This window comes from Streptosporangium sp. G11 (genome assembly GCF_051192615.1).
Taxonomy (GTDB): Bacteria; Actinomycetota; Actinomycetes; order Streptosporangiales; family Streptosporangiaceae; genus Streptosporangium.
This window is the reverse complement of record NZ_JBPJUQ010000002.1, coordinates 339,697-360,884: the sequence shown is the minus strand read 5'-3', so window position 1 is coordinate 360,884 and position 21,188 is coordinate 339,697. Positions and strand designations below refer to the sequence as shown.

At 72.2% G+C, this 21,188-nt stretch carries 14 protein-coding genes; 8 read left to right on the top strand and 6 right to left on the bottom strand.

The window, feature by feature from the left end:
* Positions 1 to 13: 13 nt before the first annotated feature.
* Complete coding sequence (locus ACSDR0_RS03605; protein ID WP_435287260.1) at positions 14 to 1,771, top strand: trypsin-like peptidase domain-containing protein; 1,758 nt, start codon at positions 14 to 16, stop codon at positions 1,769 to 1,771.
* Positions 1,772 to 1,898: 127 nt separating this feature from the next.
* Here ACSDR0_RS03605 and ACSDR0_RS03600 read toward each other — a convergent pair whose 3' ends face one another.
* A complete protein-coding gene (locus ACSDR0_RS03600; RefSeq protein ID WP_435287259.1) occupies positions 1,899 to 3,638 on the bottom strand; it encodes a CHAP domain-containing protein in 1,740 nt (579 codons plus the stop codon).
* Between the two features lie 533 nt (positions 3,639 to 4,171).
* Here ACSDR0_RS03600 and ACSDR0_RS03595 point away from each other — a divergent pair.
* Positions 4,172 to 4,381 (top strand): DUF5999 family protein, encoded by a 210-nt coding sequence (locus tag ACSDR0_RS03595; RefSeq protein ID WP_435287258.1) that lies wholly within the window; start codon positions 4,172 to 4,174, stop codon positions 4,379 to 4,381.
* Positions 4,382 to 4,523: 142 nt separating this feature from the next.
* On the top strand, positions 4,524 to 4,934 hold the full coding sequence (locus ACSDR0_RS03590) for an ATP-binding protein (RefSeq protein WP_435287257.1): 411 nt from the start codon (positions 4,524 to 4,526) through the stop codon (positions 4,932 to 4,934).
* Between the two features lie 404 nt (positions 4,935 to 5,338).
* Here the strand turns inward: ACSDR0_RS03590 and ACSDR0_RS03585 are convergent, their stop codons facing one another.
* The 3 genes from ACSDR0_RS03585 to ACSDR0_RS03575 form a co-directional block, all read right to left on the bottom strand.
* Positions 5,339 to 7,723: an ATP-binding protein gene (locus ACSDR0_RS03585; protein ID WP_435287256.1), complete on the bottom strand. Its 2,385-nt coding sequence runs from the start codon at positions 7,721 to 7,723 to the stop codon at positions 5,339 to 5,341.
* 144 nt (positions 7,724 to 7,867) lie between these two features.
* Positions 7,868 to 10,093, bottom strand: coding sequence for a protein kinase domain-containing protein (locus ACSDR0_RS03580; protein ID WP_435287255.1), 2,226 nt, complete (start codon positions 10,091 to 10,093; stop codon positions 7,868 to 7,870).
* Positions 10,094 to 10,225: 132 nt separating this feature from the next.
* Positions 10,226 to 11,500, bottom strand: coding sequence for a serine hydrolase domain-containing protein (locus ACSDR0_RS03575; RefSeq protein WP_435287254.1), 1,275 nt, complete (start codon positions 11,498 to 11,500; stop codon positions 10,226 to 10,228).
* Positions 11,501 to 11,754: 254 nt separating this feature from the next.
* Between ACSDR0_RS03575 and ACSDR0_RS03570 the strand changes: the two genes are divergently transcribed.
* From ACSDR0_RS03570 to ACSDR0_RS03555, 4 genes are all read left to right on the top strand, one after another.
* Complete coding sequence (locus ACSDR0_RS03570) at positions 11,755 to 12,981, top strand: ROK family transcriptional regulator (RefSeq protein WP_435287253.1); 1,227 nt, start codon at positions 11,755 to 11,757, stop codon at positions 12,979 to 12,981.
* A gap of 268 nt (positions 12,982 to 13,249) precedes the next feature.
* The gene (locus ACSDR0_RS03565) at positions 13,250 to 14,671 is read left to right on the top strand and encodes an aldehyde dehydrogenase family protein (protein WP_435287252.1); all 1,422 of its coding nucleotides are present in this window, start codon (positions 13,250 to 13,252) and stop codon (positions 14,669 to 14,671) included.
* The gene (locus ACSDR0_RS03560; protein ID WP_435287251.1) at positions 14,668 to 15,300 is read left to right on the top strand and encodes a ThuA domain-containing protein; all 633 of its coding nucleotides are present in this window, start codon (positions 14,668 to 14,670) and stop codon (positions 15,298 to 15,300) included. The genes ACSDR0_RS03565 and ACSDR0_RS03560 overlap by 4 nt, the downstream gene beginning before the upstream one ends.
* The gene (locus tag ACSDR0_RS03555; protein ID WP_435287250.1) at positions 15,297 to 16,319 is read left to right on the top strand and encodes a hydroxyacid dehydrogenase; all 1,023 of its coding nucleotides are present in this window, start codon (positions 15,297 to 15,299) and stop codon (positions 16,317 to 16,319) included. Before ACSDR0_RS03560 ends, ACSDR0_RS03555 begins: the two co-directional genes overlap by 4 nt.
* Positions 16,320 to 16,574: 255 nt before the next feature.
* Here ACSDR0_RS03555 and ACSDR0_RS03550 read toward each other — a convergent pair whose 3' ends face one another.
* A complete protein-coding gene (locus ACSDR0_RS03550; protein WP_435287249.1) occupies positions 16,575 to 17,960 on the bottom strand; it encodes a GH1 family beta-glucosidase in 1,386 nt (461 codons plus the stop codon).
* 418 nt (positions 17,961 to 18,378) lie between these two features.
* Between ACSDR0_RS03550 and ACSDR0_RS03545 the strand changes: the two genes are divergently transcribed.
* On the top strand, positions 18,379 to 19,638 hold the full coding sequence (locus ACSDR0_RS03545; protein WP_435287248.1) for an alpha/beta fold hydrolase: 1,260 nt from the start codon (positions 18,379 to 18,381) through the stop codon (positions 19,636 to 19,638).
* A gap of 110 nt (positions 19,639 to 19,748) precedes the next feature.
* Here the strand turns inward: ACSDR0_RS03545 and ACSDR0_RS03540 are convergent, their stop codons facing one another.
* Positions 19,749 to 21,170 (bottom strand): ATP-binding protein, encoded by a 1,422-nt coding sequence (locus tag ACSDR0_RS03540; protein ID WP_435287247.1) that lies wholly within the window; start codon positions 21,168 to 21,170, stop codon positions 19,749 to 19,751.
* Positions 21,171 to 21,188 lie beyond the last annotated feature (18 nt).

Below are 21,188 nucleotides of genomic sequence, written 5' to 3'. Positions count from 1 at the left end.
GGGGAGTACGAAGATGTGGGGAAGAATCAGCGCCGTCGCCGGCCTGGCGCTGGCGAGCACACTGGCCCTGCCGGGCACCGCGGTGGCGAAACCCAAGGAGGTCGACGTCCCCGTCGGGACGTGGCTGGCGGCCAGGACGCATCCGGCCGTCCAGCTGACCTCGGTGTCCTACACGGCCGACGTGGCCGTGCCGACGCCCGAGGCGAACCTGGAGGCGATCAGGACCCTGACCCAGCAGGGGGTCAACGCCGTGCAGAGCGGCAAGATCTCCTCTGACGAGAACAGCATCTACCGCTGGGTCGTCCAGCAGATGGCCAAGGACCCGGGCCGCTACTTCTCGCCCGGCGGGCAGGAGCGGGTCGTCGAGGCGACGGCGGGCGGGCTGTGCACCGGCTGGTGGGTCACGCCGGACGGCTACATGGTGACCGCGGCGCACTGCGTCGGCCAGGAGGACGCCGAGCTGGCGCAGACCTTCGCGGCCCAGGCCCTCACGAAGATCAACGAGAAGGACGCCGCCGACCTGGTCGCGGACCTCGGGGACATCGCCTCCGACGAGGAGATCCTCAGGACGGCGACGAAGATCTTCCAGGTCTGGAACGCGGACAACATCAAGATCCGCAACGTCAAGAGCTCGCTCTCGCTGCTGCAGAGCCTGCCGGGCGGTGGCGTCGACAAGACCACCAAGACGGTGCCGATCGAGCTGGTCGCCAAGGGCACGGTCTACCCGGGCAAGGACGTCGCGATCCTCAAGGCCAACGGGCAGAGCAACCTGCCGACCGTGCCGCTGGGCGAGGACTCCGACGTGCGCGTCGGCGACACCCTCTACATCAGCGGGTTCCCCGGCACGGTGACGCAGACCTCGATCTTCAACCTGGAGTCCAAGCTCGACCCGGCGTTCACCGAGGGCCCCTACAACGCCGCCCGCCAGACCCCCGAGGGGGTGCCGTACATCCAGACCCAGGCACCCTCCTATCCGGGCAACTCGGGCGGTCCGGTGTTCAGCAAGGACGGCAAGGTCATCGGCATCCTCGTCGGCGGCCTGATCCAGCAGGACGGCGGCTCCACCGAGGGGGAGAGCTTCGTGCTGCCGGTCAGCATCGTCAAGGAGAAGCTGAACGAGAAGAACATCAAGCCGGCCGAGTCGACGACGACGAAGGCCTACAACGAGGCGCTCGACCTGTTCTTCCAGAACAAATACTCCGACGCCCTGCCCAGGTTCCGCGAGGTGCAGGCGCTGCAGCCGAACCACCCGTACGTCGCCAGATACATCAGCGACTCCCAGCAGGCCATCACCGCGGGCAAGGACGAGAGCGGCACGCCGATCCTGCCGTGGCTGCTGTGGGGTGGCGGCGGCCTGGTCGTCCTGTTCGTGATCGGTACGATCGCCGCGGTCGCCAGGGGCAAGCGCCGTTCCAGGGGACCGTCCTCGTTCCCGCCCGCTCCGTACGGGGCGCAGCCCGGCTATCCGGCGCAGGTGCACGGCGGCGTCCAGTACGGCCAGCCGCAGTACGGGCAGCAGGGGCAGCCGTACGGCGCGTCGCAGCAGTACCAGCAGCGGGCGCCCTATCCGCTCCCGGCCGCGCCCGAGGACACCCGGGTGGTCCGCCCGCACTCGCCCTACGGTCCGCCGCAGCCCCACGGTGGTCCCGGGGGCCCCGGTGGTCCCGGTGGGTCCGGAGGCCCGGGGGCCAACACCCGGATCGCGGGCCTGGAGGCGGAGCTGGAGCAGTTGCGCCGCAACATGGGGCAGCGCCCGCCCGAACAGCGCTGAGCGCCCTCGCCCGGCCGGCGCGCCGGACCGGCCCGCGGAGGCCCGGCCAGGCCTCCGGTCTCGTTTTCGGTGTCTTCGGTGGTCCTGCCTCCGGAGGTCTCGTCTCCTGCCTCCGGGGAGAGAGCGCCTAGACCAGCGCCTCCGCCCGGCGGCGTCCCCGGTAGCCGCTGTGGACCAGGATGTCGCCCGGCTCCGCGGGGAGTGCGGCGGAGCCGGCCGGGATGGCGGAACCACCCTGCCCGGTCTGGCGCATCGGGACCGGGACGGCCGTTCTCGGCCCGGCGAGACGAGCAGGACGGGTAGGGCGAGCGGGGCGGGCCGGACGCGCCGGGACGGCCGGGACGGTGGTGGTGATCACGGGGTCGGCCCGGCGGTGGCGGCGGCCGCGCGGCGGGATGTTCTGGACCAGGGTCGACGACTCCACCACGGCCTGCTCGTGCAGGCGACGCCTGCCCTGGTAGGGAGCGCGGGGACGGTCGTCGTGACGGTCCGGCGCGGATGGCTGGGCGAAGGGCCGCACGGGGGACTCCTCGATGTGGGCGACGGAGGTCGTGACCGAGGGGAACCCCGCGGTCTCGGCCGGGGCGAACGTGCTTTCGGGAACGCGTTCCTGAGGGTTCACGGCCTTCCTGGCCGGGACGGGCGCGTCCCCGAGGCCGCGGGAACCGGCTCGTGGAGCCACGGCGAAGACGTTCGTGACATCGGGGGAGACGGGCGTCTCCGCGAATCCGCGGGAGACGGACGTGTCTCCGGAGGCGCGTACCGAGGCGGGGGCGTTCCTGGGCATGCGGCGGCGGCCCGGGGCACGGCGGCGGCCCGGGGTCCTGCGGGACGCGGGCGAGGGGGCCGGCGCGGTACGCCCCGAGGCGGTCGCGAGGAGCCGCACCCTCGACTGTCTGGCCTTGCCGTGCGCGAGGATCGCGACCGCGGCGAGCAGCACCGGGGCGAGGACGGCGGGGGAGTCGAACCCCGGGACGGGCGCGGCGAGGTCGCGGACGGTGGCGGTGGGCGTGACGGCGAGCGCGCTGGTGCCGGCGGTGGACGCCTTGGCGTGCTTGCCGGGGGAGGTACGGCCGGGCGAGGCCTGCGCCTGGGGCCTGACGGGTGCCCCCGCGGTCGCCCGGTCGCTCACGGAGGTGTTCCCCCCGGACGCGGTCTCGCCGCCGTTTCCCGAGGCGGCCTCGCCGTCCTTGCCGGTCGCCGTCGTGGCGGCGTGCTTGGGGGCCGGTCTGGCCTTGCCCGTCCCCTCCTTCGGGCCCCTGCCCGCTCCCTTGGACGTCCGGAGCTCCCGCGCGGGCGCGGGGGCGGGGACCATCGCGATCAGGTTGGGTCCGGGGCCGACCATCACCGCGTTGTCCCCGGCCGCGTCGGCGGGCCTGACGATCGTCTGCTTCTCGGTGGCCTCCCGGTCCAACCGGGCCTTGATCTTCTCCGGATACCCGTAGCCGACGACCTTGCCGGTGTCGCGCTCCTTGCGCTTGGCGATCCCGCCGTCGATGTTGCCCTCGATCGTGTGGATCCTGTCCCCCTCGACCCGGGTGACGATCCCGACGTGGTCGATGTGGTCGACCCTGTTCGAGCCGCTCCAGTCGAAGAAGACGATGGCCCCCGGCTTGGGGACGGTGCCCCAGGCGTCCTGCTGCCGGAACCACTGGGCGTGGTAGACGGTGTAGGCGAACTGGCCGACCCACTCCTGGTAGCCGAGCTTCTCCGCCGCCCACGACAGGTACATGTCGCACCAGGGGGCGGCGGTGTAGTCGGCGTCGAACTCGACGTTCTCGCCGTACCAGTCGCCGAACTTGGTGTAGCCGCCGCTCTTCTCAGAGTATCCGAGCTGGCTCTCCAGTAGTTCGATGAACTTGCGCATCTCAGGTGTCATAGGGGATTTCAAGGGGGACCCCCGGCGGCCGTACGGGCATGGTCGCTCCGCCTCGCGACCTGGCCACCGGGAGACGAGGTTGAGCGACGGCGCGTTCACGCGAGCCCACCGGGAGGTGTGGAGGGACGCGTGTGGCGGCACCACTGGCCAGTTGTCTTCCGTGACGAGGGAGGCTACCCGCACCCAAGGACAGGTCACGACAGTCTAAAGAGCGCGTCAAGTCGCTCAGCGCCACATATGCGGACAAAAGTCGATGTCAGAAGGCCGCTACGTGATCTTCATTGGTAAAACGCCCGGGAAAAAGATCTACCAGACGGCCGGGAGCGCGGCCGGGACCGCCGTAACCGCACCCGATTGATCTTGTCGATCGTCCTTTGCGTCGACGCCCGGTTTCTTTACCTTTCGGCGAAATAGGTAGACATATAGGTATTTATCCCGCTATGGGGGTACCGCTGGCGAGAGATGCTGGTCACACAACGAAAGGCTCAACAGCAGCCAGAGAAGGTTAAAAGGTACGAGCCATGTGTCAACACCAGCCGCGATGCCCACTCGCAAGCGCACCCGATCACGAAGCCGCGTCTCTCGTGGCCTTCCACCCCGAGCAGGGGTGGGGTCTGCTCTGCAACGGTGTGGTGGTCTTCGACGACACCGGAACACTAATGCCTGACGGCCGCAGCACTCCCGTCCACGGCATGCCTCTCCATCGAGCCTCCCTGGTGCAGGCGGCATGATCTCGCTTCGCGCGCCCGCCGGACCGGGACCGAACGCGCCACGCGGCCAGATGGCTCCGCGGCGGCCCGCGGCCTCCGGCAGCGGACGCGTGCGCGAGCCGCGCCCGATCGAGACGGCCGCCGACCACGTAGGTGGACGGCCATGAACTCCCTCTTCGAAGAGTCGTACGGCCAGGAGACGTCGCACTCCTTCGCACCCGAGCTGTCATCGGTGCCCCAGGCGCGCCACCTGACCCGCGCCTACCTGGCGGACTGGGGACTGCGCGAGGAGCACAGCACGGTCGCCGAGCTGCTCGTCAGCGAGCTGGTTACCAACGCGCTGCGCCACTCGCGGGGAACCATCAAACTGGCCCTCTCCTTCGAGGACGGTCTGCTGCGCTGCGAGGTCGAGGACGCCGACCCCTTCCTGCCCCGCGCGTGCCGGGCACGCGACGACGAGGAGCGGGGACGAGGACTGCACCTGCTCGAACTCCTGTCCTGCTGCTGGGGCAGCGCCCGCACCTCCGAGGGCAAGGCCGTCTGGTTCGAGCTCACGGCGAACGCCGCGGCCTGACCGCGGACCGATTGACGCGCCGCCTCCGCGACGGCCGGCCACAGGGCCGGACGCACACGCCGAGAGCCGACCGCGAGATCGTCCGCATCCGCCGCCCCGGAGAGCCACCGCGAAGCCCGACCGCGCCGCCCCGAGACCGGCCCACAGGACAACCACAGGCCACAGCACGACAGCACGACCACGCAGCCACGCAGCCACACAGTCACACAGCCACAGGACCGCGCACCGCCGCCCCGGCCGTGAAACCCCGGCCGCGGGGCCTCTTCGGGGGCCGGGCGCACGTACCACCTCCGAGGGCTGGAGCCGAGTCCCCGTCTCGGCCTCGGCCGGGCGCCGGAGCCGACGGGATCATCGCACTCGTCGGCTCCGGCGCCCCATCTTCTCCGTCTTCTCCGTCCCGCCGGTCAGGTGCCGGTCGGGCGGTCCCCGTCCGCGTTCCGGATGTGCTCGCCGGTCCAGACGGCGATCTGGGCCCGCGAGTGGAAGCCGAGCTTGGTCATGATGTGCTCGACGTGACCCTCCGCGGTGCGCTGGGCGATCGTCAGCGAGGCCGCGATCTCCTTGTTGCTCAGTCCCTGGGCGACGAGCCTGGCGATCTCCGTCTCCCTGCGGGTCAGCGGCGACGGCTCCTCGGCCTCGCCGGAGGGCTCGCCGCGCGGCGCGCGCTCCTCAAGGGCGAAGGCGATCGCCTCGTCGCACCGCATCTTCGAACCCTGCCTGACCAGGGTCTCGAAGGCCTGCTTTCCGAGAGCCTCACGCGTACGGTCCTCGCACTCGTCGTGGTAGCGCGTCAGGTGCCCGAAACCGGACAGCGGCGCCCCGATCACCTGCCAGACCGGCTCCAGGATCCCCAGCAACCTGGCCGCCCGCCGGTGGTCGTCGCCCGCGGCGGCGATCCAGGCCAGCACCTCCAGGTTGACGCCGATGCCCAGAAGGTCGTCGAGCGAGCGATTGAACCTCAGGCTCTCCTTCTCCAGCTCGGCCGCGCGCCGGGCGTCCCCCTGGCACCAGACCCCGATGCCGAGCGCCATCATCGCGTACGCCCGGTGCCAGCCCTCCTCGTGGGCGTCGCACAGCGCGATGCACGTCTCGCCGGCCGAGACGGAGCGCGACCAGTCGCCCCGGAAAGAGTGGGCGAGGCAGAGCCGGACGAGCGCCAGGGCCTGGCCCGCCGGGTCGTCGTCGGCGCGGTGGCACTCCGCCGCCTCCTCGTACAGGCTGATCGCGAGATCGACGTCTCCCCGGAACATGGCGATCATCCCCGAGTAGAGCGCGACGTAGCCCTGGATCGGCTCGTGCCCGGCACGCCCCCCGATTTTCCCGGCCTCCTCCAGCATCGTCGCGGCGGACACGACGTCGGCCTGGATGACGGCCAGCCAGCTGTTGGACCACAGCGCGCGGCCCCGGGCCTCGTCCGGTCCCGCGCCGCCGAGGAGGCTCAGGTCCAGCCAGTGGCGCCCCTCCCTGAGGTAGTGGCTCGTGATCCAGTGGTAGAGCAGGTCGGCGGCCATGCCCAGGGCGGTGGAGGCGTCCCCGGCCTCGGTGAGGGAGTACTCCAGCGCGGTGCGCAGGTTGGCGTGGTCGAGCTTCAGCCTGCCGAGCCAGGCCACCTGGAGCGGGCCGAACCGCCGCGCGTACGCCTCCGCCGCCAGCCGCCGGTAGTGGTCGAGGTGCAGCCGCTGTAGCGTGCCCTCCTGCCCGGAGGCCACGAGTTTCTCCCTGCCGTACTGCCTGATCGTCTCCAGCAGCCGGTAGCGGGTCGCCGTGGAGGCCGAGGGAGGATCCTCCCGGATCAGGACCGACTTGCCCACCAGCCCGATCACCAGGTCGACCACCTCCTCGTGGTCGATGCCCTCCCCCGAGCAGACCGCCTCGGCGGCCTCAAGGTCCAGGCCGTCGGCGAACACCGAGATGCGCTCCCACAGCAGCTGCTCCTTCTCGGTGCACAGGGCGTAGCTCCAGTCGATCAGCGCGCGCAGCGTCTGCTGGCGGGGCAGCGTCGCCGGTGAGCCGCTGGTGAGCAGCCGGAACCGGTCGTCCAGCCGGGCCAGCAGTTCCTCGGGGGAGAGGGCGCGCAGCCGTACCACCGCCAGCTCGATCGCGAGCGGGATGCCGTCCAGCCGGCGGCAGATCTGCTCCACGGCGGGCCGGTTGGCCTCGGTGAGCGTGAAGTCCGGCAGGACGGCGGTGGCCCGCTCGGTGAACAGGCGCACCGCCTCCGACTGCGCGGGCGGCTCCGCGAACGGCCTGAGGGCGCCGGGGCCCGGCGGTGGCGGCAGCGGCAGCGTGGGGACGACCATCGTCTGCTCGCCGGCGATGCCCAGCGCCTGCCGGCTGGTGGCGAGGATTCGCAGGGAGGGGGCCGAGCGCACCAGGGTTCCCGCCAGTACGGCGCAGGCCCGCAGGAGGTGCTCGCAGTTGTCGAGGATCAGCAGTGCCCGCTTGTCCCGCAGGTGATCCATGAGCACCTCCACGGGCGGCCGGTGGGAGACGTCCCTGATCGCCAGGGCCTCGTTCACCGATCCGGCGAGCAGCTCCGGGCTCTCCAGCCCGGCGAGCTCGACCAGCCACACCCCGTCGGGAAACGCCCGCTGGACGTCGGCGGCGACGCGCAGGGCCAGCCGGCTCTTGCCGACCCCGCCGGGGCCGGTGAGGGTCACCACGCGCGCCCCGGACAGCAGGCGCTTGACCTCGGCCATCTCGTGCCGACGCCCCACGAAACTGGTCACCTCGGGGGGCAGACCCGTCGCCTGCCACCGCTTCGGGATGGCCGGTGCCACCTCATCCATCAGCGCCTCATGCCGGCTTCGGCGAGCGGATCGCTGTATGTCCGGATCCGGCCGGCACCATCCACATTATGTGCAGGCCGTTTTACCCGTGTTCCCGCGTGCTCCCCTCGTGCTCCCTCGTGTTCCCACGTGGGCGCGGTCACCTCACAGGATGCCGCCCAGGTCGAGGTCCAGGTCGAGGTTCAGCAGGCCCGGGTCGTCCTCGGCGGGCCGCTCCGAGTCCCGCGGCTCACGCGGACCCGGGTCGGTGCCGGTGTCCGGGTCCGTGCCCGTATCCGGGGACGGGGACGGGTCCGTGCCCGGGTCGGGCGCGCAGGAGGGCAGGTCGAGCCTGACGGTCCGGGAGGGCGTGTCGCCCCCGGGAACGGTGGTGATCGTCACCGTCCGGGTGACGTACCCCCCGCACCGGGGCGGGTCGGGAAACTCCCCGGTCACCTCCCGCTCGTATTCGGTGTCGCCGGACAGCTCCAGCTCCCGCGTGCCCCCGGCCAGAGGCGCGCGCGTGTCCCCGAGTCGCTGGGCGAACCCGAGCCGTACGGTCACCGCCGAGGTGCTGGGGGTCTTCACCCGGAAGCCGACCGTGATGCCGTCGAAGGAGGTGATCGAGACGGCGGGCGGCGCGCACGGCTCGCCGCGGACCCGCTCCGTGCGGCTGGACGTCCCGCCGGAGGAGCGGGGCGAGGTGGAGGCCGTGACCCGGCGGTAGAGGGTCTGCCCGCAGGCGGGGACGGTGAAGGTGTGCGGGACGGTGTGGGAGTAGGTCCTCAGCCCGCCGACCACGGAGGTGTGCGGGGCCGCCCGGACGAGACGGTCGGGGTCGGGTCCCTCGGCGAAGGTGACGGTCACCACGACCTTGCCCGCGGTGGAGGCGCGGAAGCCGACCGTGGTCCCGTGCGCGTCGATTCCCACGACCCTCAGGCCGCTGACCGTGTGCACGGCCCCCGGTGCCCCCGTCCCCGTGGGGTCGGGCGTCGGCAGGCGGGTGGAGGTGGGGCGGGGCGTCGGTGTCGGCGGGCGCGTGGGGGCCGCGGTCCGTGTGCGCGTGGGCAGCGGGGGCGGCGGCTGCGAACCGGTCGGTGAGGGAGGCGAAGGGGGAGGCGGGGGCGGCGGGGGAGTCGAGGGGGCCACCGTCCGCCCGGGGGACGGGACCGATGAGGGGGGCGAGGTGACCTGGCCGGGGTTCGCGCCGTTCGAGGGGGACGCGGGCTTCCTGGCGGTGGCGCTCCCCGAGGGGCGGCCCGGCCCGGGGGAGGGCTCCGGCGGTGCCGACACCTGGCTCCGCCGCCGCTGCGCGGGGGTTTCCTCGATCATCGCGGAGCTGGGCGGCGGGGTGAAGATCGTGTCGGCGGAGAGCCGGTCCTGCGGCCGGTTGGCCGCGATCACGCCGGCGGTCATCGCGACGGTGATCACCCCCAGTCCGGCCAGGGTCCTGGGGCCCAGCCGGGGGCGGCGTACCCGCCCCACCCGGCCGAGCACCGTCTGGGCGACCGAGGAGCCGGCCTTCGGCGCGGGCTTGGCCAGCGGGAACGCCAGTGCCAGCAGCGTGGCGAGCTCGGCCAGGTGCCGCCGCCCGCGCTGCTCCCACTCCGGTCCGTACGCGGCCAGCGCCGCCGTCTCCAGCTCGTCCAGGAACGCCCGCGCGCTCCGCGGCCGGTCCATCGGATTCTTGGCCATGCCCCGCGCGACCAGTCCGCGTACCGAGCTGGGCACCTCCTCCACCGGGATCGGCGCGGTCCGGTGCCGGTGCATCAGCACGGCGCGGTGGTCGGCCACGTAGGGCCTGCGCCCGGTGAGGCACTCGAAGAACACGCACGTGGCCGCGTAGACGTCGGTCGCCGCGCTGGCCGCGGCCCCTTCCCACTGCTCGGGCGCCATGTAGGCCGGGGTGCCGGCGGTCATCCCCGCCTCCCCGACGTGGGCGGCGATGCCGAAGTCGGCCAGCTTGCTGCCGCCGTCGGCCTGGATCAGCACGTTCTCCGGTTTGTAGTCGCGGTGCACGACCCCGGCGGCGTGCGCGAAGGCCAGGCCGAGCAGCGAGCCCTTGAGCACGGTCAGCGCCGCCTCCGGGCTGGTGCTGCCGTGCTCGGACAGGATCCGCCTGAGCGCGACCCCGTCGACCAGCTCCATCACGATCGCGGCTTCGAGCACGTCCTCGTAGTACTCGTAGAGCTGGACCACGTTCGGGTCCTGCAACTCCACCATGACGCGCGCCTCCGCGCGGAAGCGCGCCAGGAAGCGGTGATCGTCCTTGAGGGTCGCGTTGAGGTATTTGATGGCCACATAGGCGCCGGTGGGGGCGTACGTGGCCAGCACCACGCGTCCACCCCCGCCGACCCCGAGTTCCCGAACCTCGCGGTATCCCGGAACCATCCCGTCCCCTTCCGAGTGCCGTCGACTTGTTCGACGGTCTCACCCATACGGTTGGTTGTCACGATTGGTCAACTTTTGCGGAGGGTGACGCTGGAATCGTGCTCGGTAGCCGCCCCGCTCGGGTAGCCGGGATCAATGGGACGGGTGGGTCCGGGGGAGCGACTCGTAGACGGCCTCGGCCAGGCGGTGGGCGCGGAGGTTTCCCGACGCGGCGCCCGCCATCCTGTTCATCGTGTACGCCATGCCCAGGCCGTGCTCGACGTCGCCGAGGCCCTGCGACCCGCCCATACCGGTGTGGCCGAACGCGGACTCCACGCCTCTCGCGGGGGTGAGGAAGGTCAGCGCCGGGCGCATGTAACCCAGGCCGAAGGAACTGTCGACGAACAGGACCCTGTCCGGGCCGTTCACCCTCCTGCGCGTCGCCTCGCGCAGGGTCTCCGGGCGCACGATCCGCCCGGCCACCAGGTCACGGTAGAAACCGGCCAGGCCCCGCGCGGTGGTGACGGCGCCCATCGCGGGCCAGCCCGCGCGCAGTACAACCGGGTTGTTGGCGCCGCCCGGCAGCCTGTGGATCGGGGGGTTGCCCAGGGCCCGGTTCATCAGGCTGTTCCTGTCGAGCGCGGCCCTGGCCATCTCGTAGACCGGGTCTCCCGGCCCCTGTCCCGGCAGCTCCGCCTCCACGGGCTCCGCGGGCGGGTCCGCGGCCGGGTCGGCGGGCGCGTCGGCGGGGGGCCTGGGGCGTTCCCCGGCAGACAGCCGGGCCGCCCGCGCCGCCACGTCGTCCGGGGCGCCGACCCAGAGCTCCAGGCCGAGGGGCCCGGAGATCTCGGCGGTCACGATCTCGCTCACGGACTTGCCCGACACCCTGCGGATCACCTCGCCGACCAGGAACCCGTACGTCAGCGCGTGGTAGCCGTGCGCGGTGCCCGGCTCCCAGATCGGCTCCTGCCCGGCCAGCCGGTCCGCGATGGCGGCCTGGTCCTCGAACTCCTCGACCGGGACCTGCTCCTCGATCACGGGCAGTCCCGCCTGGTGGGTGAGGAGATGCTCGACGGTGACGCGCTCCTTGCCGCGCCGCGCGAACTCCGGCCAGACGTCCGCGACCGGGGCGGCGACGTCGAGCAGGCCGCGCTCGGCCAGCACCTGCGCGGCCGTCGCGGTCACCGCCTTGGTGCACGAGTACGCCAGCACGGGGGTGTCGCGCTCCCAGGCCCGCCCGTCGCGGCGGTCGGCGATCCCGCCCCACAGGTCCACGACCGGCTCGCCGTCCAGAAAGACCGCGAACGCCGCGCCCAGTTCCAGGCCGTCGGCGAAGTGGGCGTCGAAGACCTCCCGCACCCGCGAGAACCGTGGGTCGCAGTGCCCGTGGGTGTCCATCCGGCCCGTGTTCCCGCCGTCTTCCGCCATCGCCCGTCCTCGCGTCCGCCTAAAGTGAGCACTTGCTTGGTGGCCGAGCCTAACAACCGGAGCCCTCCAAGCCCAGGCGGCCGAGGGCTCTCACCCGCGGGGCGTGGCGATGCGCGGCGTCACCTGGGAAACTCTCCTCACGCGCGACACGGGCGGCCGTTCCCGGCCAGGTGGGAGCGTGGCAGAGAAGCCTGGGCCGACAGTGACTAGAGTAGTTGTACTAACATCTGAAATTACTTCCCCGGGGGAGAAGCATGAGCCGTCCGCAGCGGGGGACCCTTCGCGACGTGCGCAAGGGCAACCGGTCCGTGGTCCTGTGGACGCTGTACTTCGCCGGCGAGCTGAGCAGACACGACCTGGCCCAGCTGACCGGGCTCAGCGCCGCCACGGTCAGCAACGTGATCGGTGACCTCATCACGGACGGCATCGTGGTGGAGACGGGTTCCGTCGACTCCGACGGCGGGCGGCCGCGGATCATGCTCAGGGTCGACCCCTCGTACGGATACGTGGTCGGGGTGGGCGTCGGAGAGACGCGCGTCCGCGTGGAGCTGTACGACCTGGCGATGGAGGAGCGGGCGAGGAAGGAGTTCGCCCTCGACCCGAGCCACCACGAGCCGGCCGTGGTGGCCCGTCACATCCTCGACGGTCTCGAGGCGGTCCTGTCCGACGCCGGAGCCACGGAGTCCCAGGTGCTCGGCATGGGCCTGGGCGTCCCCGGCGTCGCCGAGCAGGGCTCCGACCTGCTCATCCACGCCCGCGCGTTCGGCTGGGACGGGGTGCCCCTGGGCGTGCTCATCCGCGAGGGCACCTCCCTCCCGGTCTTCGCCGACAACGGGGTCAAGACGACGGGCCAGGCCGAGCTCTGGTTCGGCGCGGGCAAGGGGGCCCAGCACCTGGTCATGACCTTCATCGGTACGGGGGCCGGGGCGAGCATCATCAACAGCGGCGTCACCTACCGGGGAACGGCGAGCGGCGCGGGCGAGTGGGGCCACACGAAGATCGTCCTCGACGGGCGCCCCTGCCGATGCGGCAGCCAGGGCTGCCTGGAGGCCTACATCGGCGCCGAGGCGATCCTCGCCGGCGCGGGCAGGGACCTGGGGGGTGACGACGAGGAGAGCGTCTTCGCCGAGCTCCTCACCGACCCGCTGGCGCGGCCCGCGCTCGACGAGGCCATCCGCTGCCTGGGCGCGGGGCTGGCCAACCTCATCAACCTCTTCAACCCCGAGCGCGTCATCCTCGGCGGCTGGGCCGGGTCCCTCCTCGGGCGGAGGTTCCTCCCCGAGATCCGCGCCGCCGCCGCCCGGTACGCCCTGCCCCTGCCCTTCTCGCAGGCGTCGATCGAGCTGGGCAGGCTCGGCGCCGAGGCGGTCGCCCTGGGCGCGGCCACCCTGGTCGTCGAGGACTTCCTGTTGCGCAGCCACGCGGTGCGCCCGGCGGGCCGCGTCGCGACCCCGGCACCGGCGGGGCACGCGCCCGCCTGATCCCTCAGCCGCCCGATCCGCCGGCCGTTCGATCCCTCGGCCGTCTGATCTCGCGTCCGTCCGGCCCCGGTTTCGCCTGATTCCGGCTGATTCCGCGCCCGCCTGGCCTCGCGCGCACCCGGCCGCGGGCACGCTGGGCCTCACGCCCGTCGTGACCTCGTGGGCGAGGCGTCGAGCCCCGTCTGCGCCGCGTCCCCGCGACTGTTGACGCGGCCTCGGTTCAGCACTTATTTTGCATTCTGTACTAAGACTAATAATGATGTAGGGGATGGCTGTGGGCAGGTTGTACATCGACGGAACATTCCAGGACGCCGCCTCAGGACGCGCCGCCCCCGTGCACGAGAAGGCGACCGGCGCGCAGATCGGCACGTACGCGCTGGGAGGCTCCGCCGACGTCGATCGGGCCGTCGCCGCCGCCCGCGCCGCGCAGCCCGCCTGGGCCGCCCTCTCGGCACCCGAGCGGGCCGGATACCTGCGGGGCCTCGCCGAGCATCTCCAGGGCCGCTACGAAGAGCTGGTCGAGCTGAGCATCCGCGAGACGGGCGGGGTGCGGGCCAAGGCCGAGGACGAGGTGACCACGAGCATCCGCCAGCTCCTCATCTCCTCCGTCCAGGCCACCGAGAACGCCGGGGACATCCTGCCCCCGTACAAGGCGGGCAAGCTCTCGCTGTCGCGCGCGGTGCCGCTGGGCGTCATCGGCGTCATCACGCCGTGGAACTACCCGATGAACCTCGCCATGCGGATGGTCGCGCCCGGCCTGGCGTTCGGCAACACCATCGTGCTCAAGCCCGCCGAGCTGACCCCGCTGGTCGGCGGCCACGTGCTGGCCGAGGCCGCCGAGGCCGTCGGGCTGCCCGCCGGGGTCTTCAACGTGGTCACCGGAGACGGTCCCGAAGCGGGCTGGGCGCTGGCCGACCACCGGGGTCTGGACCTGCTGGACTTCACCGGCTCCCGTGAGGTCGGCCTGGCCATCGCGGCCTCCGCCGCCACCGACCTGCGCGCGATCCGCCTGGAGCTGGGCGGCGACAACGCCTTCATCGTCCTGGAGGACGCCGACGTCGAGCTGGCCGCCTCCCACGCGATGATCGCCTCGCTGGAGTTCCAGGGGCAGACGTGCATCAGCTCCAGCCGGCACATCGTCGTGCGCGAGGTCGCCGACCTCTACCTGGAGGCCGTGACCAGGCGGGTCGAGGCCCTGCGCCTGGGCGACCCGATGTCGCCGGACACCGACCTGGGACCGCTGATCAGCGAGGGCCAGCGGAACCGGCTCCACGAGCGGATCGTCGCGCCCTCGATCGCCAAGGGCGCCAGGCTGGTCACCGGCGGCACCTACGACGGGCTGTTCTACCGCCCCACCGTGCTGGCCGACGTGACCACGGACATGCCCGCGTTCACCGAGGAGATCTTCGGGCCGGTCATCCCGGTGACGGTCGTCGACTCCGAGGACGAGGCCGTCGAGCTGGCCAACCGGCACCCCATGATGATGGACTCGGTGTTCACCGCCGACCTGATGCGCGGCATGGACGTGGCCGAGCGGCTGCGGGCGGGCGAGGTCCACGTCAACGACGCGCACGCCCGCCACGGGGCGGAGAACCAGATGCCGGGCTTCACCAGGCGACAGTGGATCGGGGTCCAGCGCACCCCGCTGACCCTGCCCGACTGGGCGAGCGACCCGGCCGGCCGCCGATGAGGAAGGCGCTGGTCGTCCGCGGGGGCTGGGAGGGACACGTCCCCGTCGAGGCGACCGAGCTGTTCATCCCCGACCTGGCCGCCGCGGGCTTCGAGGTGACCGTCGCCGACGACCTGGAGGTCTACGCCGACGGGCCGCTGCTGGCCGGTACCGACCTGATCGTGCAGTGCTGGACGGGCGGTGTCCTGACGCCGGAGCAGGAGGCGGGACTGGTGTCCGCGGTCCGCGCGGGCACCGGCTTCGCCGGATGGCACGGCGGCCTGGTGGCGACCTTCGACGGAAGCCACGACTACCTGCGGATGGTCGGCGGGCTCTTCCTGCACCACCTCGCGGACTTCCTCACCTACGACGTCGTCATCGACCCCGCGCACGCCGGTCACCCGATCGTCGCCGGGCTGGACGACTTCACCGTCGAGACCGAGCAGTACTGGATGCTCACCGACGCCCACAACGAGGTCCTCGCCACCACGCGGTTCGTCTCCCCGAAGACGCCCATGCCCGTCGTCTGGACCCGCCGGTGGGGGAGCGGGAAGGTCTTCTTCTCCGCCGTCGGCCACCGGCTCGCGGACCTGCGGCACCCCACCGTGTACGAGCTCACCCGGCGCGGCCTGATCTGGGCCGGCCGGTGACCGGCGGTCCGCCGTCGGTGGTGCTGGCGATGTATCCGGAGCTGCCCGCCCGGCTGTTCCCCCCGGCCCTCGGCGACCGCCTCCGCGCGGTCGCCGAGGCCGACCTGGCGGCACCGCTCACCGAGTTCGGGTCCGGTGAGGCGCTGGCCCGCCTGGAGCGGGCGGAGGTCCTGATCACCGGCTGGGGCTGCCCGCTCATCGACGAGCCCGTGCTGCGGCGCGCGCCGCGCCTGCGGGCCGTCGTGCACGCGGCGGGAAGCGTCAAGGGCCATGTCGGCGAGGCCGTGTTCGCCCGGGGGATTCCGGTGAGCTCGGCCGCCTCGGCCAACGCCCTGCCGGTCGCCGAGTACACCGTGGCGATGATCCTGCTCACCGGCAAGTCCGTCCTCGCGCTCGCCCGCGAGTACCGGGCCAGGAAGGAGGATCTCCGCCTGTTCCAGGGAGCCGGCGACCGCGGTGACTACGGCAACTACGGCAGGACCGTCGGACTGGTCGGGGCCTCCAGGATCGGCAGGAGGGTCGCAGAGCTGCTCGCCCCCTTCGACCTGGACGTGCTGATCGCCGACCCCTACCTGGACGCCCGGGGCGCGCGGACGCTCGGCGCCCGCCTGGTCGGGATCGACGAGCTGTTCGCCGCCGCCGACATCGTCTCCCTGCACGCCCCGGCCACCGACGACACGCGGGGGATGGTCACCGCGGCCCGCCTGGCCGCGATGCGCGACGGCGCGACGCTCATCAACACCGCCAGGGGCTCCCTGGTGGACCACGGGGCGCTGGTCACCGAGCTGGTCACCGGCAGGCTGGCGGCGGTGCTCGACGTGACCGAGCCCGAGGTCGTCCCCGCCGACTCGGTGCTGTGGGACCTGCCCAACGTCATCCTCACCCCGCACGTCGCCGGGGCGCTGGGCAACGAGCTGGCCAGGCTGGGGGCGTGCGCGGTGGACGAGGTGCTCCTGGCGCTGGCGGGCCGGCCGCTGCGCCACCCGGTGGACCCGGACCTGCTGGCGATCACCGCGTGACGTGAGGAGGGGGCCGCCTCCCGCCGTGGCCCGCCGGGCGGCCTCCAAACCCGGGCCTGAGCCGTGTGCTCCCCGGGCCGGAACCGTGTGCTCCCCGGGCCTGAGCCGTGTGCTCCCCGGGGTGGAACCGGAACCGTGCGCCCCCCGGCCCGGCCGGGGCGTCCTCCCTCGTGCGGCGTGACGGAAACGGACGCGCTCCCCGCCCCCTTCCCGGGGCGGGGAGCGCGTCCGTGTCAGGGGGCGGGGACTCCCTCGTCAGATCCCGTTCCTGCCGATGACCCCGCTGTACCACAGGGCGCTGTCCTTGGGGATGCGCGTCTGGGTGTCGTAGTCGACGTGGATGAGACCGAACCGCTTGTCGTAGCCGTACGCCCACTCGAAGTTGTCCATCAGCGACCAGGCCAGGTAGCCGCGCAGGTCGACTCCCTCCTGGATCGCCTGGTGGGCGGCGAGCAGGTGGGTGCGCAGGTAGTCGACGCGCTCGGCGTCGGCCACCCTGCCGTCCTCGGCCGAGTCGGTGTAGGCCGCGCCGTTCTCGGTGATCATCAGCGGGGTGGACGGGTAGTCCCGCGCCAGCCGCACGAGGAGCCTGCGCAGGCCGTCCGCCTCGACGGGCCAGCCCATGGCGGTCACCGGCAGGTCGGGGTCGAGGTGCTCGACGCCCTCGGTGCCGGGGAAGCGGTCGGAGGAGGGCGTGCCCACCTTCGCCGCGACGTAGGTCGGCGCGTAGTAGTTGACCCCCAGGAGGTCGATCGGGGCGCCGATGAGCTCCTCGTCGCCGTCGGCGATGTGGTCCAGGCCGGTGAAGCGGGCCATGTGCTCCAGCATGTCCGCCGGGTAGTGCCCCTTCACGATCGGGTCGAGGAAGATCCGGTTGTGCAGGCCGTCGACGAGCCGGGCCGCCGCGACGTCGTGCCGGTCCTGCGGGTCGCGGGGGGAGACCGGGGTGAGGTTGACCGTGACGGAGACCTCCCTGGCGCCCGCCGCGCGCAGGGCGCGGGCCGCCAGCCCGTGGCCGAGCAGCAGGTGGTGCGCCGCGAGGAAGGCCGAGGCCGGCTCGGTGCGGCCGGGCGCCTGGTCGCCGGTGGCGTACCCGAGGAACGCCGAGCACCACGGCTCGTTGAGGGTGGTCCAGGTCCTGATCCGGTCTCCGAGCCGGTCGTACACCGCCTCCGCGTACCCGGCGAAGTGGTGGGCCGTGTCCCGCACGGTCCACCCGCCCCGGTCCTCCAGGGTCTGCGGCAGGTCCCAGTGGTACAGCGTGGCCATGGGCTCGATCCCGGCGGCCAGCAGGGTGTCCACCAGCCGGTCGTAGAAGTCGAGGCCGCGGGGGTTCACCGGTCCCGTGCCGTCGGGCTTGATCCGGGGCCAGGAGACGGAGAAGCGGTAGGTGTCGACGCCGAGGCCCTTCATGAGGGCCACGTCCTCGGCGTAGCGGTGGTAGTGGTCGCAGGCGACGTCGCCGGTCTGGCCGAGGTGCACCCGCCCGGGGGTCCTGGAGAAGGTGTCCCAGATGGAGGGGGTGCGGCCGTCCTCCGCGGTGGCGCCCTCGATCTGGTAGGCGGCGGTGGCGACCCCCCAGCGGAAGGCGGGTGGGAACAGGGCCAGGCCGGTGCCGGTCCGGTCGTCGGTCTGGGTCATCCCTTGATCGCTCCTTGCGTGGTTACGCGGATGTGTCGCCTTCGGAGCAGCGCCGGGACGACGATCGGTGGCAGGGGCGCCGGGGCAGCGCTCAGCCGGTGCCCTCTGCGCATCGAGTCACCCTCCCGCGCTTTGTGAGCGCTCACGGGGAGTGGTGACTGCTCAACTTCGAGGCTTAATTCATATTGAAATTTAAGAGGCAAAGCTCCGTCTGCGTCAAGGTGGTGTTATCGAGTCGTTTCCCAGGTTACGGACAGTGCCGATCCGTGCCGGAGAGGCGGCGAAACGCCGGTAGGAGCCGACTCGCGGGAGCCGGCTCTCGTCGCGGTCCGTGAAGGACCGGCGAGCACGACCGTACGGCATGCCGGCCGGGTGCCGGGAGGCGAGGCCGTCGCGCGAGTCCGGTAGCTTTCCGTGCGTGACTGTCCTTCTGCCCGGTGTGGCGCTCACCGACCACGTGTTCACCGTTCCCCTCGACCACGCCGACCCCGGCGGCGAGACGATCGAGGTTTTCGCCCGCGAGGCGGTGGACCCGGTACGGCGGGGGGAGGACCTGCCGTGGCTGCTCTTCCTGCAGGGCGGTCCCGGGGGCAAGTCACCGCGTCCGGCCGCCGCCGACGGGTGGCTGGGGCACGCGCTGAAGACCCACCGGGTCCTCCTGCTCGACCAGCGGGGCACCGGCCGCAGCACCCCCGTCACCGCGAAGACCGCGCGCGGCACGGACGCCGAGCTCGCCGCCCGTCTCGGACACTTCCGGGCCGACTCGATCGTGGCCGACGCCGAGCTGATCCGGCGCGAGCTCTCCGGTGACCGGCCGTGGGAGACCCTCGGCCAGAGCTACGGCGGCTTCATCACGCTGACCTACCTCTCCCGGGCTCCCGAGGGCCTGGCGGCCTGCTACGTGACCGGTGGCCTGGCCGGGCTCGACGCCACCGCCGACGACGTCTACTCCCGCACCTACCCACGCGTCCGCGACAAGGCGAACCGCTACTTCGCCCGCTACCCGCAGGACTCGGAGCGCCTGGACGCGATAGCCGCCCACCTGCGCCTTCACGAGGTCCTCCTGCCCGACGGCGACGTGCTGACCGTACGCCGCCTGCAGACTCTCGGCATGTGCCTGGGCATGAGCGACGGGGCCGAGTACCTGCACTGGGTGCTGGAGGAGGCATGGACCGGCGACAGGCTCTCGGACCTGTTCCTGTACGAGGTCATGATGGCCACCGGCTTCGTCGGCAACCCGCTCTACGCGGTCCTGCACGAGTCGATCTACGCCCAGGGCGGCGCCACCGGCTGGGCCGCGCACCGGCTGCTGCCCGAGGAGTTCCGCGAGGACGCCGGGCCGACGCTGCCCACCGGGGAGATGATCTACCCCTGGATGTTCGACGAGATCGCCGCGCTCCGCCCCTTCAAGGGCGCCGCCGAGATCCTCGCCACCGCCTCGGACTGGCCCGCCCTCTACGATCCCGCCCGGCTGGCCGCCAACCGGGTCCCGGTGGCCGCCGCCGTCTACTACGACGACATGTACGTCGACGAGGGCCTGTCCATGCGCACCGCGCGCGCGGTGGGCAACGTGCGGACCTGGGTGACCAACGAGTGGCAGCACGACGGTGTCCGCGTCTCCGGGGGCGCCGTCCTCGCCCGCCTGATGGACATCTCCAACGGCGTCCACGGCTCCTAAAGGGTCCGTTCCCCCCGAACGTCCACGGCTCCTGAAAGGGCCCACGACGCCCGAACGCCCTCGGACGTCGTGGGGCCCCGCCACCGGGCGGGAGACCCCACGTGACGGCCTCAGGTGGGGCTGGACGTCTCGGTGAGGGGGAGTCGCACCTGGAAGCGGGTGTCGCCGGGCTCCGACTCCACGCGCAGGTCACCGCCGTGGCGACCGGCGACGATGCGGAAGGAGATGTCCAGGCCGAGTCCCGTGCCCTCGCCGACCGCCTTCGTGGTGAAGAAGGGCTCGAAGATCCGCTCGCGCAGGGCCGCGGGGACGCCGGGGCCGGTGTCGCAGATCTCGATCAGCGCGATCGTGTCGTGCTCGAGGCGGGTGCGGACGGTCAGGACGCCGGTGCCGGCCATCGCGTCCAGCGCGTTGTGGATCAGGTTGGTCCACACCTGGTTGAGCTCCCCGGCGTAGGCGGGGATGGGCGGCAACTCGGGGTCGTAGTCGGTGGCGATGGTGATCCCCGGAGGGATCTTGCCCCGGAACATGGTGAGGGTGCTGTCCAGCAGCTCCCGCACGTTCACCGTCTGGTACGGCGCCCGGTCCATCTGGGAGTACTGCTTGGCGGAGGCGATCAGGGAGGAGATCCGCTCGGTCGCGTCCGTCACCTCGTTCAGCATCTGGGTGATCTCGCAGGCCTCCGACAGCCAGTGCATCGCCTCGTCCAGATAGCGCTCGCCCAGCGCCTCGCGGACCGCGTCCAGCTTGCCGACCCTGAAACCGGCCGCCACCAGCGGCGAAGCGATCTGCCAGGCGTCCTCCACCCCCGCCTCCTCCAGGGCGTCGGACAGCTCGTCCTCGGCGTCGGAGATCTCCAGCGGGGAGCGGGACGGCGCCTCCGAGGTGCTGGCGACGCACGCCTCGTGCAGGTCGATCAGGGCGCTCAGCCGCTCGGGCTGGATGCCGTCCTCGGCCAGCGCGGCCAGCCGCCTTCGCGAGGTCCTCATCCTCTCCCGCAGGTCGTCCACGGCCCGTACGGCCGCCGCGGCGGGGTTGTTGAGCTCGTGGGTGAGCCCGGCGGTGATCGTGCCGAGCGCGGTCAGCCGCTGCCGCCGGTCGACGAACTCCCGCTGGGCCATCCCGCCCAGGCGGGCCCCGTCCAGAAGGTGCACCGCCATGGGGAACCACTCGGCCATGATCTTGCCGTACTTCCTGGCCGGAAGCATGAACATGCGCGTCGGCTTGGTGGCGCGCAGCGTGTGGTTGTAGGTGGCAGGGGCGCGGTCGCCCAGGTAGGCCAGGACCGCGCCGCCATAGGCGCCGGGTTGCGCGGTCGGGGTCATTGTGACCGGGCCGGCGGTGGTCTCGGTGATCATCACCACCTCGCCCTCGACGAGCACGGCGAAGCAGTCGGCCGGATCACCCTGCTTGATGATCGCCTCGCCCGCGTCGTACTCCTCCTCGTCCCCGTACTTCGCGAGCCACTGGAGCTTCTCCTCGTCGAGCTTCTCGAAGAGGAACAGCCCGCGGAGCACATCGGTGTCGATCATGTGGCCTCCTTCGTGAGC